Here is a 14,228-nt window from a genome sequence, read left to right on the forward strand (position 1 = left end):
GCCCGGAGGTTCACCCGTCGGCGGCGCCGTTCCGGGAGCGGCCACCGCCCAGGACCGCCCTCGGTCCCGACGCCGCCCCACCCCATCTGTTCCGACGACCGTTCTGTCCGCCTGTTCACGACCCGAGGAGTCACCGTGACCAAATCTCTGCGCATTCCCTCTGCTGACGTTCAGTCCGAGACCGCCTTTCCGGAACCGACCGCCCCGCCGACGCCCCGTCAGCCGGCGCCCGACCAGCCGCCGCAAAAGCCGGCTCGGTCCGATGCCGCCCCCGCGCCAGTGCCCTTCGCCAGGCTCTGCCTGCGTCGCCCACGAGCCGCGCTCGGGCTGCTGGCCTGCGTGGTCCAGGTCTGGCTGATGCACGGCGCCCATGTGCTGCGCTGCCGACTGCGTGCCCGCTTCGGGAGTCTCGCTGCCGACGACGGCATGACCACGGCGGAGTACGCCGTCGGCACGGTGGCGGCGTGCGGCTTCGCCGCCCTGCTCTACAAGGTCGTCACCAGCGGCGCCGTCTCCTCGGCGCTGCAGGGCCTGATCCGGCGAGCCCTCGGTGCCGTCTGAGCGTCGCCAGCCGCCCGGTGCGGGGCGGCCCGACGGTGACGCGGGCTACACGACGGCCGAGGCGGCAGTCGCCCTGCCGGCGCTCGTACTGGTCAGCGCGATGCTGCTGTGGGCCGTGCTGGTCGGATCGGCCCAGGTGCGGTGCGTGGACGCGGCCAGGGAGGCCGCCCGCGCGGCCGCGAGGGGCGATCCGGCGGCTGCGGCGCTGGGCCAGGCCGCCGCACCGCAGGGTGCGTCGGTGTCGGTCAGCGCTGCAGGCGACCGGGTGCGGGCCGAGGTGTCGGCGCTCAGCGGCGGGCCCGGCGGACTGCTGAGTTTCCGCGTCTCGGCGACGGCCGTGGCCGAACGCGAGCCCGGCGAGCCGGGGGCCCGGCCGTGAGGCCGCCTCGGCGGCCCGAGCCGCGCAGGGGGCGGCCCGGGCGACGTGGCGGGCGGTTCCGGCCACCTCGCCGGCAGTGTGGGGACACGGGGGCGGCCACCATCTGGCTGGTCGCGCTGCTCTCCCTGGTCGCGCTGGCGGCCACGGCCGCGCTGGCGGTGGCGGGCGCGATCGCGGCCCGCCACCGGGCGGAGTCCGCTGCGGACCTGGCGGCCCTGGCTGCGGCGGGCCGACTGCTCCTCGATCCGGGCCAGGCGTGTGCCGAGGCGGCCGCCATCGCCTCGGCCCAGGGCGCCACGCTCCGCGCCTGCACGATCCGAGCGGACGCCATGGAGGACAGCGTCGAGGTCGACGTGTCCGTCCCCTCCCCGAGTGGTCTGATCCCCGGCCTGCCTCCCGCCCACGGCCGAGCCAGGGCGGGCCCGGTGACAGCGCCGTTCTGACCTGCCCCGGGCCGACCCGATCAGCCCAGGCGGTCCTGAACGGCAGCCAGTCGCGTTGTGGCGAGGTTGATCCGCAGCCCGCTGGGCAGCCGCCCGTCCGGTGCGACCTGGGCGGCCGCGGCGTCGAGGAACTCCTGGTGGAGCCGTTCCAGGGACGTCGCGTCGAGTTGGGTCACGTCGTAGAAGGTGTCGAGCATGCGCTGCCACACCTCCTCGGGGGTGCCGTCCATCCTGAGTGCGAACGGCAGCCATTCCACGGGCGCGAAGCCGAACGGGGTGAGGATCTCGTCGAGCCCCTCGCGCTTGCGGCTGCGCGGGTCGCCCAAGCGGGGGCGGCCCTGCGGCTTCGGGGTGGCGTCGAGGTACGGCCGGGCGAGGTCGAGGAACAGGTCCATCCCGTCGCCGCCGAGCGGCCCGCCGCCGACCGCCACGGCCAGCGTGCCGCCCGGGGCCAGGACGCGGGCCGCCTCCGCGGCGACCTGGTCGACGTCGGCCATCAGCATGAACGCCATGTGCGACACGACGGCGTCGAAGCGGTCGTCCGGGAAGGGCAGCTGCTGGGCCCTGCCGTGGTGGAGGTGGGCGTCGGCCAGTTCGGGGCGGCGCCGGGCGATCTCCAGTTCACCGGACGACAGGTCCACGCCGGCGAGCTCCTGCGCCCCGCGCCCGGCGAACAGCGCCAGTAGTGCGCCGTCAGCGCACCCGAGGTCAAGAACCCGCCGTACGGGCCCGACCCGGTCGGCCAGCACCTCGTAGCTGGTGCGGCCGTCCTCGGCCCGGTGGGCCTCCACGCCCTGCGACTGGAGTCCGGGCGTGTTGTCGTGGAACGCCCGGAGGTAACTCTCGGCGGCCTGCGCTCCGGGGCTGGGGGCTGTCTGCTGCGTGTTCACCGGCGGACCCTATGGGGATCGTCCGGCGGCGCACCACCGGCTTGTGCCGGCCCGGACTCCCCGGTGTCCGGGCGGCCTGCGAGGAGCAGCCTCAGCAGGCGGACGGCGCCGTGCTTGTCCAGCGGGTCGTTGCCGTTGCCGCACTTGGGGCTCTGGATGCAGGACGGGCAGCCGCGCTCGCACTCGCAGGAGGTGATGGCCTGCAGGGTGGCCGAGAGCCACTCACGGGCCCGCTCGAAACCGCGCTCGGCGAAGCCGGCGCCGCCCGGGTGGCCGTCGTAGACGAAGACCGTGGGCAGCCCGGTGTCCGGGTGCAGGGGGACCGAGACGCCGCCGATGTCCCAGCGGTCGCAGGTGGCGAAGAGCGGGAGCAGGCCGATCGAGGCGTGCTCGGCGGCGTGGGCGGCGCCGGGGAGCTCGTCCGGCAGCAGGCCGGCGTCCTCCAACTGCTCCTCGGTCACCGTCCACCACACGGCCCGGGTGCGCAGCGTGCGTGGCGGGAGGTCGAGTTTGGTCTCGCCGAGGATCTCGCCGGTCAGCAGGCGGCGCTTGAGGAACGAGACGACCTGGTTGGTCACCTCGACCGAGCCGAAGTTCAGGGTCGCCTCGCCCCAGGAGACCTGGCGGTCGGTGCCGAGCACGGCGATGTGCGTCGTGTCGCGGGCGACGGTGCTGTAGGGCGGGTTCGCCTGGGCGACCAGGGCCACCGAGTCCTCAAGGTCCAGCTCCTGCACCAGGTAGGTGCGGCCCTGGTGCAGATGGACCGCGCCGGTGTGCACGGCGGTGTGTGCGGAGCCGGCGTCGACGGTGCCCAGCAGGCGGCCGGTGTCCGCCTCGACGACCCGTACGGGGGAGCCGCCCTCGCCGCGGATGTCGACCAGGTCGGCGGCACGCTCGCGACGGGTCCAGAACCAGCTGTTCTCGCCGCGCCGACGCAGCATGCCGCGTCGCTCCAGCTGGGGCAGGAGTATCGGCGCGGACGGGCCGAACAGCTCCAGGTCACCCGGAGAGGTCAGCGGCAGCTCGGCGGCGGCCGCGCACAGGTGCGGCGCGAGGACGTGCGGGTTGTCCGGGTCCAGCACGGTCGACTCGACGGGTCGGCGGAACAGCGACTCGGGGTGGTGCACCAGGTAGGTGTCCAGCGGGTCGTCCCGGGCGATCAGGACGGCCAGCGCGCCCCCGCCGTCGCGTCCGGCCCGGCCTGCCTGCTGCCACAGGGACGCGCGCGTGCCCGGGTAGCCGGCCAGCAGCACCGCGTCGAGACCGGCCACGTCCACGCCCAGCTCCAGCGCGCTGGTGGAGGCCAGGCCGAGCAGCGCGCCCGAGTGCAGGGCGCGCTCCAGGGCCCGCCGTTCCTCGGGGAGGTAGCCGCCGCGGTAGGCGGCGACCCGGCGGGCCACCGCATCCCCCGCGGCTTCGGCCAGCCGTTCCTGGGCGATGACCGAGACCAGCTCGGCGCCGCGCCGTGAGCGGACGAAGACGACGGTGCGGGTCTCGTCCAGCACCAGGTCGGTGAGCAGGTCGGCGGCCTCGGCGGTGGCCGAGCGGCGCACCGGCGCGCCGTGCTCGCCGGAGAGCTCGGTCAGCGGGGGTTCCCAGAGCGCGAAGACGGTCTCCCCGCGCGGGGATCCGTCGGAGGTCACCTCGGCGACGGGCAGGCCGGTCAGCCGTTCGGCGCTGTGCCCCGGCTCGGCGACGGTGGCCGAGGCCAGCAGGAACACCGGGTCGGCGCCGTAGCGGGCGCACAGGCGCCGTAGCCGGCGCAGCACCTGGGCGACGTGGGAGCCGAAGACGCCCCGGTAGGTGTGGCACTCGTCGATCACGACGTACCGCAACGACCGCAGGAAGGAGGCCCAGCGGGCGTGGCCGGGCAGGATCGCCCGGTGGAGCATGTCGGGGTTGGTCAGCACGTACGCCGCGTACTGGCGGACCCACTCGCGCTCCTCGAAGGGCGTGTCGCCGTCGTAGACGGCGGCTCGGACCCGGGTCAGTCCTGCCGCCTCCGGGCCGGCCTGGTCGGCGGCGGTTCGCAGCTCGCCCAGGCGGCGCAGCTGGTCGGCGGCGAGCGCTTTGGTGGGCGCGAGGTACAGGCCCGTTGCGCCGCGGCCGTTCTTGGCCTCGGTGCCGTCCAGCAGCGCGCTGAGGACGGGGGCCAGGTAGGCGAGCGACTTGCCCGAGGCGGTCCCTGTGGCGATCACCACATTTTGTCCGCTTATCGTCAGATTTGCCGCTTCGGCCTGATGTGTCCATGGCCGCTCGATGCCGGTTGCCCCGATCGCCGCCAGAACCTCCGGGCGCAGCCCCCCGGGCCAGTCCGCATAACGGGCGGGGCGGGCCGGGATGTGCTCCGTATGAGTGAGCCGATCTTGCCGCCCGGAGGCGCCCGTCAGGCGGTCGAGAGCGGCTTTGGGCGGGTCAGGACGCGGCTTCATCGGGCCCCAGTCTGTCATCACGCCGATGGAGATTCGCCCCAAGGCGTCGTGCTGGCCAGGCGATAAGTGGTTGAATGCCTACGCGGCCGTGCAACGGGGCCAGGGTCCCCGCCATCGGCATGGAAGCAAGGCAAGGTGCTGGAGGTTCCGTGGACCTGTCCCTGTCGACCCGTTCCGTCGGCGACCGCACGGTCGTCGAGGTGGGGGGCGAGATCGATGTGTACACCGCCCCGAAGCTGCGTGAGCAGCTCGTCGAGCTCGTCAATGAGGGTCACTACCACCTGATCGTGGACATGGAAGGTGTGGACTTCCTGGACTCGACCGGGTTGGGCGTGCTCGTCGGAGGGCTCAAGCGGGTGCGGGCCCACGAGGGTTCGCTCCGTCTGGTCTGCAACCAGGAGCGCATCCTCAAGATTTTCCGGATCACCGGACTGACGAAGGTGTTCCCCATCCACGGTTCCGTGGACGAGGCTGTCGCCGCCAACGACTGAGCTCGTGCCGGGCTCTCTCTGAGCGGCGGTGCACCCGGGAGCGGTGTCGGCGCGCGGGTTTCGCGCGTCCCGGCTCCCGGGGCCGGTCTGGAACCAGAACCTTTCGAGGGGGACATTGATGGCCACCGTCGAACTGCGCTTCAGCGCGCTCCCGTCGCACGTGCGAACGGCGCGGCTGGTCGCGGCTGCGGTCGCACGTCAGGCCGGGGTCGACGATTCGGTCCTCGACGAGGTTCGCCTCGCCGTGGGCGAGGCATGCTCGCGTGCGGTCGGTCTGCACGTGCGCAACGGAGTCTCACATCCCGTGCGGGTCAAGCTGACCCAGCAGGAGAAGCGCTTTCTGATCGAGGTCGGCGACGGTGTGCCGACGCCGGTCACCGCGCACGCCGACAGCAGCGCGGCCGAGGCCCTCAGCCTCGCCGCCGGTGCCGGCGGCAACGGCGGCGGTGAGCAGGCCGACGACACCATGGGTCTGGCCGTGATCAGCGGCCTGGTCGACGACCTGGTCATCGGCCACGACGACGACGGCGGCATCATCCGTATGAGCTGGCCGATCGCCGACCCCGCGGACGACGAGCTGTAGTCCGAGTCGGACCTGTCGGCCACGCCACGAGACGCCGAGGGCGGCCCGGGATCTCCCGGGCCGCCCTCGTCCGTCTGCTCACGTCTGCCACATCGGTTCACGACGGTCGTCAGGCGTAGTAGCCCTGGACGTCCGCCAGCAGATCCATGCTGCCGGCCTGGTTGTACAGGTCGACGTAGCCGTCGCTGCCGACCGGTACCTCCACCCTGACCGTGGCCGGCAGGCCACGGCCCGCCTCGACCGCCGCGCCCGCCGGACGCGCGGTGTTCTCGGCGAAGGCGGTGACAGCGGTGTTGGCCGTGGCGTTCAGTGCGGTGAGACTCAGCAGCACCGTCCTGGCGCCGACCGGGACTCCGGCCACGCCCAGGACCTTGAGCCGCAGCACCTTGCCGCCGTCGAGCTGTCCCTTGGGCGCGCCGACGGCGTAGCGCGTGTCCAGCACGTGTGCCGGTGCGAGCGGGAAGTACGAGGTGGGCGTGGGCGCCTCGCCGTAGTAGCCCAGCCATCGGCGGGCGGGTGGCTGAAAACCGTCCAACTGTTCGCCAGGGACGGTCCAATGACGGAGGAAAGTCCCTCTCGTCACTTCCATCACAGTTTTCATTTGTTGTACTAATTGCCGCACATACCCTGTTTTGATCATGCGGCGGATTCCTACAATCGCGGCCTGCCACTTGCCCGCGCTGCCGAGCGGTCCGCGCCTTCCCCCGGCCCCATGACCCCGGGATTCCGCTTGGCGCACGAGCCAGACGTCATGGGAGGACGAATGGCCGGGCTCTATCTCTCCGGCGCTCCATCAGGAGTGACGGCCGTGCTCACCGGGTCGGACCGGGTCGTGGTCGTCATCGTCGCCGTCGTCGCCGTAGCCGCGCTGGGTGTCGCGTGGCTGCTGGTCCGTCAGGTACTGGCAGCGGATCAGGGCACCGACACCATGAAGCAGATCGCCGCCGCCGTTCAGGAGGGCGCCAACGCCTACCTGGCCCGGCAGTTCCGCACGCTCGGCGCCTTCGCCGTCGTCGTGCCCTGCCTGCTGCTGGTACTGCCGGCCGACGACTGGTCGCAGCGGATCGGACGCTCGCTCTTCTTCGTCGTCGGCGCCGCCTTCTCGGCGGTCACCGGCTACGTCGGCATGCAGCTCGCCGTGCGCAGCAACGTGCGCGTCGCCGCCGCGGCGCGGGCCGCCACCCCTGCCGAGGGCGAGACGCAGGCACCCGACGTGCGGGCCGTGTCGCACCGCGCGATGCGGATCGCGTTCCGCACCGGCGGCGTCGTGGGCATGTTCACCGTCGGTCTCGGCCTGCTCGGGGCGTCCGTCGTGGTGCTGATCTATCGGGAGAACGCACCCAAGGTGCTGGAGGGGTTCGGCTTCGGTGCCGCCCTGCTCGCGATGTTCATGCGTGTCGGCGGCGGCATCTTCACCAAGGCCGCCGACGTCGGCGCCGACCTGGTCGGCAAGGTCGAGCAGGGCATCCCCGAGGACGACCCGCGCAACGCCGCGACGATCGCCGACAACGTCGGCGACAACGTGGGCGACTGCGCCGGGATGGCCGCGGACCTGTTCGAGTCCTACGCCGTCACGCTCGTCGCCGCGCTCATCCTCGGCGTCAGCGCGTTCGGGGACCACGGGCTCGCCTTCCCGCTGCTGGTTCCGGGCATCGGCGTCGTCACCGCCGTACTGGGGATCTTCGCCGTCTCGCCGCGCAGCGGCGACCGCTCCGGGATGACGGCGATCAACCGCGGGTTCTTCCTCTCCGCCGTCGTCTCCCTGGCCCTGGTGGCCGTGGCGGTCTTCGCCTTCCTGCCCGGAAGCTTCGCCGAGCTCAAGGGCGTCTCCCCGACCATCGCCACCCACAGCGGCAACCCGCGCGTCTTCGCCCTGGTGGCCGTCGCGATCGGGATCGTGCTCGCCGCCGCCATCCAGCAGCTCACCGGCTACTTTACCGAGACCAACCGGCGCCCCGTCCAGGACATCGGCAAGACCTCGCTGACCGGCCCCGCCACCGTCATCCTCGCTGGCATCTCCGTCGGCCTGGAGTCCGCGGTCTACTCCGCGGTCCTGATCGGAGCGGCGGTCTACGGCGTCTTCCTGCTCGGCGGCGGATCGCTCACGCTCTCCCTCTTCGCCGTCGCACTGGCCGGCACCGGCCTGCTCACCACCGTCGGCGTCATCGTCGCGATGGACACCTTCGGCCCCGTCTCCGACAATGCCCAGGGGATCGCCGAGATGTCCGGCGACGTGACCGGCGCCGGGGCCCAGGTGCTGACGGAGCTGGACGCCGTCGGCAACACCACCAAGGCCATCACCAAGGGCATCGCCATCGCCACCGCCGTGCTCGCCGCGACAGCGCTGTTCGGGTCGTTCACCGACGCCATCGGTACGGCCGAGACGCAGATCGGCTCCGCGGCGCACGGGTTGAGCCTCAGCCTGGACATCTCCCAACCCAACAACCTCGTCGGCCTGCTGCTCGGGGCAGCCGTCGTCTTCCTCTTCTCCGGACTCGCCGTCAGCGCCGTCTCCCGCTCCGCCGGTTCGGTGGTCTTCGAGGTGCGCGAGCAGTTCCGTTCCCGGCCCGGGATCATGGACGGCTCCGAGAAGCCCGACTACGGGCGGGTGGTCGACATCTGCACCCGCGACGCCCTGCGCGAGCTCGCCACGCCCGGCCTGCTCGCGGTCCTCGCACCGATCGCCGTCGGCTTCCTGCTCGGCGTCGGCCCGCTCGGTTCCTACCTCGCCGGGGCGATCGGGGCCGGCACGCTGATGGCGGTCTTCCTGGCCAACTCCGGCGGCGCCTGGGACAACGCGAAGAAGCTCGTCGAGGACGGACACCACGGCGGCAAGGGCAGCGAGGCCCACGCTGCGACCGTCATCGGCGACACCGTCGGCGACCCGTTCAAGGACACCGCGGGCCCGGCGATCAACCCGCTGCTGAAGGTGATGAACCTGGTCTCGCTGCTGATCGCGACCGCGATCGTCAAGCTGGGCTTCGGGGCCCACGCCAACGCTCCGCTGCGGATCGGCATCGCGGTGCTGTGCCTGGCCGTCATCGTGGGTGCCGTGTGGCTGTCCAAGCGACGTGGCGTCGCGATGGGCGCCGAGGCGGAGGGCGGGGACGGCTCCGGCACGTCGTCCACAGACGGCCGGGAGGGCGTGGCGGCGGGCGGGGCGATCCCGCAGCAGCCGGATGCGGGGGTGGCCTCGACCGTGCGCTGATCCGACCACCCGCCGGGTGCCGCGGCGGCCTCGGCGTCCCCGGCGTCCCCGGCGGCCCCGGGCCGACCGGGAACGGACCGAACCGGAACCCGAGGCCACGAAGGGCGGCCCGGGGGCGGGCCTGGAGAAGCGGGCCCGCCCCGGGCGGCACGTGCGCGAGCCCCCACCCGAGGCGGGGGCGTTCGCCGTCAGCCCGCCTGCAGCGCCTCGCCGGCGCGGGCGTTGGCGGCGATGGCCGGCACGATCCGCGGCCACAGCGCGGCGGGAAGGTCGTGTCCCATGCCCTCGAGGGTGAGCAGCTCGGCCTTGGGCACGGCCGCGGCCGTGGCCCGGCCGCCGCTGACGTCGACGAGGCGGTCCGCCTCCCCGTGGATGACCAGCGTCGGCGCGACGACCTCGGCGAGCCCGGGGGTCCGGTCCGGCGAGGCGACGATCGCCGCGAGCTGGCGGGCGAAGCCGTCCGAACGGCTGCTGCGGTCGTAGGCGCGGGCGACGTAGGCGCGCAGCTCCTCCTCGTCACGCGGGTAGTCCGGGGAGCCGATGGTCCTGGACGCCTGCACGTTGGACTCGATCGCGGTCGCGCGGTCGATCGCGCGAGGGCGCATCAGCACGGCCGCCGCCTCCGGGCTGGGCTGGCCCGTCGTCGGGTCGCCGGGGCGCGACATGATCGAGCACAGGCTCAGCACCCGCTCGGGGTGATCGATCACCAGCTGCTGGGCGATCATGCCGCCCATCGAGGCGCCGACGACGTGGGCCCGGTCCACGCCCAGGACGCCCAGCAGGGCCAGCGCGTCGTCGGCCAGGTCCGAGAGCAGATAGGGCGCGCTGGAGGGGTCACCGCCGAAGATCGCGCCGAGGTCGGGCTGCGGAACGGTGTCGAGGAAGGTCGAGAGCCCCGAGTCACGGTTGTCGTAACGGACCACGTGGAAGCCCTCGACGGCGAGACGACGGCAGAGCCGTTCGTCCCAGGCGATCATCTGAGCGCCGAGCCCCATGATCAGCAGGAGCGTCGGGTGTTCCGGATCGCCGAAGGTCTCGTATTCCAGCTCGATTCCGTTGACCTGAGCGCGGGGCATGTGGCCCTCCGTGTCTGACGCGTTCGGAGCCGAGGTGTTCGGCGTCTGCTCGGGCACGGTATCGAGGGAGACCTGCGCCGGAAAAGGGCGACAGTGTAGGTTCCCAAGCTGGGTCAAAGCGTGGGAAGGGGACCCGGTGAGCTGGTCGGAGCTGGTGGCGGCGTCGGAGCAGGAGCCCGTTGCGGGTGCGGGGACAGGCCGCGAGGCCGCCGCGTCGCGGGGAGGTACGGCGGGCCGCACCGTCGGCCGGGTCGTGGTCGCCGCCCTGGCGGCCACTTTCGTGGGACTCGCCACGGCCGCGTGCGGAGGCAGTGACAGCAGCTCCAAGCTCGACGCCTGGGCCAAGAGCGTCTGCGGTGGCATCGCCACGCCGATCCAGGCGGTGTCGGACGCGAAGGCCGACACCGGAAAGATCATTCCGGGGGAGACCCCGACCCAGCTCCAGGTCCGCCTTGCGACCGACATGGGCAAGCTGGCGGCAGCGAACCAGCAGATAGCGCAGGCGGTTCAGGCGGCGGGCGCGCCGCAGACCACCAACGGCGCGCAGACGCAGGCGGACGCCGTCAGCGAGCTGAACCAGGCTGCGGGGGGCTTCACCAAGGTCCAGCAGACGGTGAAGTCCCTGCCGGTCAGCGACCAGGCCCGCTTCGCGGCCGAGCTGCGCGGCGTCTCCGACCAGATCGGCCAGCTCTCCACGCAGTCCTCGACGGCGCTGCAGCAGCTCCAGTCGGGAGACCTCGGCGCGGCGCTCGGCCGCCAGTCGGGTTGCGCGGCGCCGAGCGGAAGCCCGACGGCCGACGCTTCGACGGCCGCGCCGGGCGCCTCGTCCTCCGGCGCTGCGGCAGCGTCCGGATCCGCGTCCGCCGGGTCCTCGGCGCACAGCTCGGGCAAGCCGAGCGGCAAGGCGTCCACGAAGCCCTCCGCCTCCGCCACGCACTGACGCCCCACGCCTCACCCCGCCGCCTGGGTCCGCCGCCTGTCGCGCAGCGCCTTACGCCTGCCGACCACGGCCTGAGGCCCCAGGCACGATGGCCCAGCGCGGACCAGCTTGGCGCTGGCCTGCCTGGTGCTGACCAGCTTGGCGCTGGCCTGCCTGGTGCTGACCAGCTTGGCGCTGACCTGCCCGTCGCTGACCGGCTCGGCGTGGCCTGTGCCCGCCGCTGGCCTGCTTGGCGCTGACCTGCTTGGCGCTGGCCTGCCTAGCGCCGACCTGCTTGGCGCTGATCGGATCAGCGCGGCCCGTGCGCGCCGTCGCTGGCCGGCCCGGCGGGGCCTACGCCGCCGCCCGTGTGCGGGCCGGTGCGTGGGGCCTCAGGTGCCGGAGTGCGCCGGAGTTGACGCGGCGCAGGCGCGATGGCGGCGAGTCGAGGGGTGGTGTCGGGGAGAATGGCGGCGTGACGACCAGTTCTTCCCCCGAGATGCCCGACATGCCCGAGGTACCCGACATGCCGGAGGCGTCCGCGGCCAGCGCCGCAGCCCTGCCCGTGGTGGACGCGGCGCGGATCGCGCGGCTGCGGGAGGCCTTCGTGGCGGCCGGCTACACCGCCGACGGCTGCCTGGAGCTGCTCGGGGGCGCGGCCTATGCCGCGCTCGCGCGGAGCGAGAGCGTGCCCGCGCTGCGGGCGACCGCGGGACCGGGGGCCCTGGCGACGCTGGTGCGGATGTTCCTGCTGCAGCGGGAGGTGTCCTACCCGCAGGCCGCGCTGGCGCTGCCCGTGGACGAGGCGCTGGCGGACGGCTGGCTGACCCGCACGGTGGACGGCGGCGTGCGGGCGACCGTGGACGTCCGGCCCTACGCCAACGACATCGCGGGCGAGTCCGAGGCCGCCGACGCGTGGATCGTCTCGGACCTCGGCTGCGCGGTCGGCGGGGCCGGCGGCATCGGATCCGGTGCCGCGACGGACCAGGGTGTGCCGCGCGGCGAGCTCGTGCTGGGTGTGGGCGGGGCGTCGACCACGCTGGCCAACATCACCGTGCGCCGCGCCGTCCGCCGGGCGCTGGACCTGGGGACGGGCTCCGGCATCCAGGCGCTGCACGCCGCCCGCCACGCCGCGCAGGTGGTCGCGACGGACGTGAACCCGAGGGCGCTGCACTTCGCGCGGCTCTCCGCCGAGCTCTCCGGCTTCGGGGCGCGGATCGAGGTACGCGAGGGCAGCCTGTTCGAGCCGGTCACCGAGGCCAACGGCGGGGACGACGACGCCGGGCGGTTCGACCTGATCGTCTCCAACCCGCCGTTCGTGATCTCGCCCGGCGGGCGCTTCACCTACCGTGACGGCGGGATGGCCGGCGACGACCTGTGCCGCAGCCTGGTCGCCCGGGCCGGTGAGCACCTCGCCCCGGGCGGCTACTGCCAGCTGCTGGCCAACTGGCAGCACGTGCGCGGCGAGGACTGGCGGGACCGGGTGGCCTCCTGGGTCGCCGGGACGGGCTGCGACGCCTGGATCGTGCAGCGCGACGTGCAGGATCCGACCACCTACGCGGAGCTGTGGCTGCGCGACGGCGGTGACCACCGCGGGCCCCGGGAGGAGTACGAGCGGCGCTACGGGGAGTGGCTGGACGCGTTCGAGGCGGCCAAGGTCGACGGGGTCGGTTTCGGCTGGATCACGCTGCGCCGCGCACCGGAGGGGGCCGAGCCGGTGGTCCTCGCGGAGGAGTGGCCGCACCCGGTGGAGCAGCCGCTCGGGCCGGTGATCGAGCAGTGGTTCGCCCGTCAGGACTTCCTGCGGGCGCACGACGACGCCGGCCTGCTGGGCGCCCACTACCGGTTGGCGGACGGGGTCGTGCAGGAGCAGGTCGGCGCTCCGGGGGAGGAGGACCCGGAGCACGTGATCCTGCGTCAGAACCGTGGCATGCGGCGGGCGACCAAGGTCGACACGGTGGGTGCGGGCTTCGCGGGGGCCTGCGACGGCTCGCTGCGCGCCGGAGACATCCTGGACGCCATCGCCCGGCTGCTGGAGGAGGACCCGGTGGTCCTGCGCGACCGGGCGCCGGGGCAGATCCGCCTCCTGGTGGAGCAGGGCTTCCTGTTGCCGCTGTGACCGCGCCGCCGGGACACATGCCCGGGTGAACGTGTCGTTCATCCGGGGTTTGCCTGGCTTTATCCGTACGTAGGCCTGCAGTTGCCGCCGCGCTGACAGCCTGCTGCCGCGACCGATCACGTGATCGACCATCAGACGGCAGAGCTTGGCGGGGGCGTGCGAACGTGGGGACACCACTGAGTCTGTTCACGGGGGTGTGGTTCTCCCTGTTCGGAGGCGCTGTCGTCTGGTGGTGCGCCGCGGAGGTGCGCTTGCGGCGCACCCTGCGGCGCGTCGGCGTGAGCGGCATGGCGCGCGTCGTGGCGGCGGAGGAGATCGAACGCGTCCAGTCGTCCGTCGCCGTGGGCCCGGGCGGGACGACCGAGGACGGTGCTCCGGCGGGCGAGGTGCCGGAGGGGCCGGAGCTCGACCACGCCGACAACGCGCCGATGCTCAGCTTCGAGGTCGAGGGCCACGGTGAGGTGGTCACCCGCCCGCGCGGCTGGACCTCGATCCGGCGTTCCTCCGCCCTCGCGGTCGGCACGCTGGTCCCGATCGCCTACGACCCGCAGCAGCCGACCAGGGTCGCGTTGGACGGTGTGCCCCAGAGCCGCAGCGACCTGTTCTGGCTCCTGCTCGGCCTCGCCTTCGCCGCCTGCGGTGTGACGCTGCTCGCAACCGCGTTCTGATCCACGCCGCGATTCCTTGCCGCTCGTGCCGATCAGCCGTGTTCGTGCGAACCGCCCGAACCGCCCGAACCGTCCGATCCGCGCGATCTGCCCGATCCGCGTGGGCCGACTGACTTATCAGAACGGTGCATGTCCATGCGTCCGGATGGGCAGAGACACGCCGAACGGGTTGGATTCCGCGCCGGATTTCCGACGGCCGGTCCTATGATCCGGCTGTCCGGTGCGGACCCGTGCGACGGGCCCACGTCCTCGCCGGGTGTCCGCGACCTGTTCGCAGACCTGATCGTGCATTCGTGTGACCACGTACGACCCACCGTACGATCCCGCCCGAACAGCGGGAACACGCTCCCTCGGGTTACCGTTCGAGTGGCAGCGGAGGGCTTCCGCCGGTGACATGTCGGGATCCGTCCGTTTGACAAGGGGCACCGGGGTGCGGTCACACTCCGCATTCAGGACCGT

General features: G+C 73.0%; 13 protein-coding genes. 9 read left to right on the forward strand and 4 right to left on the reverse strand.

All coding sequences use genetic code 11. The features are described from left to right. Nucleotides 1-357: 357 nt before the first annotated feature. Genes BMY61_RS17220 through BMY61_RS17230 form a run of 3 tightly spaced genes read left to right on the forward strand, consistent with a single transcriptional unit; the run spans nucleotide 358 to nucleotide 1,383 of the window. Nucleotides 358-561 carry a DUF4244 domain-containing protein gene (locus BMY61_RS17220; RefSeq protein ID WP_042448165.1) on the forward strand — a complete coding sequence of 68 codons (204 nt, stop codon included), beginning with the start codon at nucleotides 358-360 and terminating at the stop codon, nucleotides 559-561. After that, on the forward strand, nucleotides 551-940 hold the full coding sequence (locus tag BMY61_RS17225) for a TadE family type IV pilus minor pilin (RefSeq protein WP_042447924.1): 390 nt from the start codon (nucleotides 551-553) through the stop codon (nucleotides 938-940). Before BMY61_RS17220 ends, BMY61_RS17225 begins: the two co-directional genes overlap by 11 nt. After that, entirely contained in the window at nucleotides 937-1,383 is a 447-nt protein-coding gene (locus tag BMY61_RS17230) for an Rv3654c family TadE-like protein (RefSeq protein ID WP_052438716.1), read from the forward strand. The genes BMY61_RS17225 and BMY61_RS17230 overlap by 4 nt, the downstream gene beginning before the upstream one ends. 20 nt (nucleotides 1,384-1,403) lie before the next feature. On the opposite strand, the gene BMY61_RS17235 is transcribed toward BMY61_RS17230, so the two are convergent. After that, complete coding sequence (locus tag BMY61_RS17235; RefSeq protein ID WP_042447927.1) at nucleotides 1,404-2,273, reverse strand: class I SAM-dependent methyltransferase; 870 nt, start codon at nucleotides 2,271-2,273, stop codon at nucleotides 1,404-1,406. After that, a complete protein-coding gene (locus BMY61_RS17240; protein WP_236656020.1) occupies nucleotides 2,270-4,723 on the reverse strand; it encodes a DEAD/DEAH box helicase in 2,454 nt (817 codons plus the stop codon). Before BMY61_RS17240 ends, BMY61_RS17235 begins: the two co-directional genes overlap by 4 nt. A 131-nt stretch (nucleotides 4,724-4,854) precedes the next feature. On the opposite strand from BMY61_RS17240, the gene BMY61_RS17245 reads away from it, so the two are divergent. Further along, nucleotides 4,855-5,196: an STAS domain-containing protein gene (locus BMY61_RS17245; protein WP_042373473.1), complete on the forward strand. Its 342-nt coding sequence runs from the start codon at nucleotides 4,855-4,857 to the stop codon at nucleotides 5,194-5,196. Between the two features lie 118 nt (nucleotides 5,197-5,314). After that, a complete protein-coding gene (locus BMY61_RS17250) occupies nucleotides 5,315-5,779 on the forward strand; it encodes an ATP-binding protein (RefSeq protein ID WP_042447929.1) in 465 nt (154 codons plus the stop codon). A 109-nt stretch (nucleotides 5,780-5,888) separates the two neighbouring features. Here BMY61_RS17250 and BMY61_RS17255 read toward each other — a convergent pair whose 3' ends face one another. Continuing rightward, nucleotides 5,889-6,314 carry a hypothetical protein gene (locus BMY61_RS17255; RefSeq protein ID WP_042447932.1) on the reverse strand — a complete coding sequence of 142 codons (426 nt, stop codon included), beginning with the start codon at nucleotides 6,312-6,314 and terminating at the stop codon, nucleotides 5,889-5,891. Nucleotides 6,315-6,530: 216 nt separating this feature from the next. Here BMY61_RS17255 and BMY61_RS17260 point away from each other — a divergent pair, with 216 nt between their 5' ends. Then, nucleotides 6,531-8,987 (forward strand): sodium-translocating pyrophosphatase, encoded by a 2,457-nt coding sequence (locus BMY61_RS17260; RefSeq protein WP_425314692.1) that lies wholly within the window; start codon nucleotides 6,531-6,533, stop codon nucleotides 8,985-8,987. Nucleotides 8,988-9,175: 188 nt separating this feature from the next. On the opposite strand, the gene BMY61_RS17265 is transcribed toward BMY61_RS17260, so the two are convergent. After that, nucleotides 9,176-10,063 (reverse strand): alpha/beta fold hydrolase, encoded by an 888-nt coding sequence (locus BMY61_RS17265; protein ID WP_042447935.1) that lies wholly within the window; start codon nucleotides 10,061-10,063, stop codon nucleotides 9,176-9,178. Nucleotides 10,064-10,199: 136 nt separating this feature from the next. Here BMY61_RS17265 and BMY61_RS17270 point away from each other — a divergent pair, with 136 nt between their 5' ends. The 3 genes from BMY61_RS17270 (at nucleotide 10,200) to BMY61_RS17280 (ending at nucleotide 13,769) form a co-directional block, all read left to right on the forward strand. Then, on the forward strand, nucleotides 10,200-11,003 hold the full coding sequence (locus tag BMY61_RS17270) for a hypothetical protein (RefSeq protein ID WP_042447938.1): 804 nt from the start codon (nucleotides 10,200-10,202) through the stop codon (nucleotides 11,001-11,003). A 505-nt stretch (nucleotides 11,004-11,508) separates the two neighbouring features. Beyond that, a complete protein-coding gene (locus BMY61_RS17275) occupies nucleotides 11,509-13,101 on the forward strand; it encodes a DUF7059 domain-containing protein (protein WP_042448176.1) in 1,593 nt (530 codons plus the stop codon). Nucleotides 13,102-13,352: 251 nt separating this feature from the next. After that, nucleotides 13,353-13,769 (forward strand): DUF3592 domain-containing protein, encoded by a 417-nt coding sequence (locus tag BMY61_RS17280; protein WP_143094395.1) that lies wholly within the window; start codon nucleotides 13,353-13,355, stop codon nucleotides 13,767-13,769. Nucleotides 13,770-14,228: the final 459 nt, after the last annotated feature.

It is taken from the genome of Streptacidiphilus jiangxiensis (assembly GCF_900109465.1).
GTDB classification, from domain to species: domain Bacteria; phylum Actinomycetota; class Actinomycetes; order Streptomycetales; family Streptomycetaceae; genus Streptacidiphilus; species Streptacidiphilus jiangxiensis.

What these genes read in the sequence shown, in the direction of transcription:
- BMY61_RS17220 (WP_042448165.1), top strand. Translation starts at nt 358, where the DNA reads ATGCACGGCGCCCATGTGCTGCGCTGCCGACTGCGTGCCCGCTTCGGG.
- BMY61_RS17240 (WP_236656020.1), bottom strand. Translation starts at nt 4,723, where the DNA reads ATGACAGACTGGGGCCCGATGAAGCCGCGTCCTGACCCGCCCAAAGCC.
- BMY61_RS17250 (WP_042447929.1), top strand. Translation starts at nt 5,315, where the DNA reads ATGGCCACCGTCGAACTGCGCTTCAGCGCGCTCCCGTCGCACGTGCGA.
- BMY61_RS17260 (WP_425314692.1), top strand. Translation starts at nt 6,531, where the DNA reads ATGGGAGGACGAATGGCCGGGCTCTATCTCTCCGGCGCTCCATCAGGA.
- BMY61_RS17265 (WP_042447935.1), bottom strand. Translation starts at nt 10,063, where the DNA reads ATGCCCCGCGCTCAGGTCAACGGAATCGAGCTGGAATACGAGACCTTC.
- BMY61_RS17275 (WP_042448176.1), top strand. Translation starts at nt 11,509, where the DNA reads ATGCCGGAGGCGTCCGCGGCCAGCGCCGCAGCCCTGCCCGTGGTGGAC.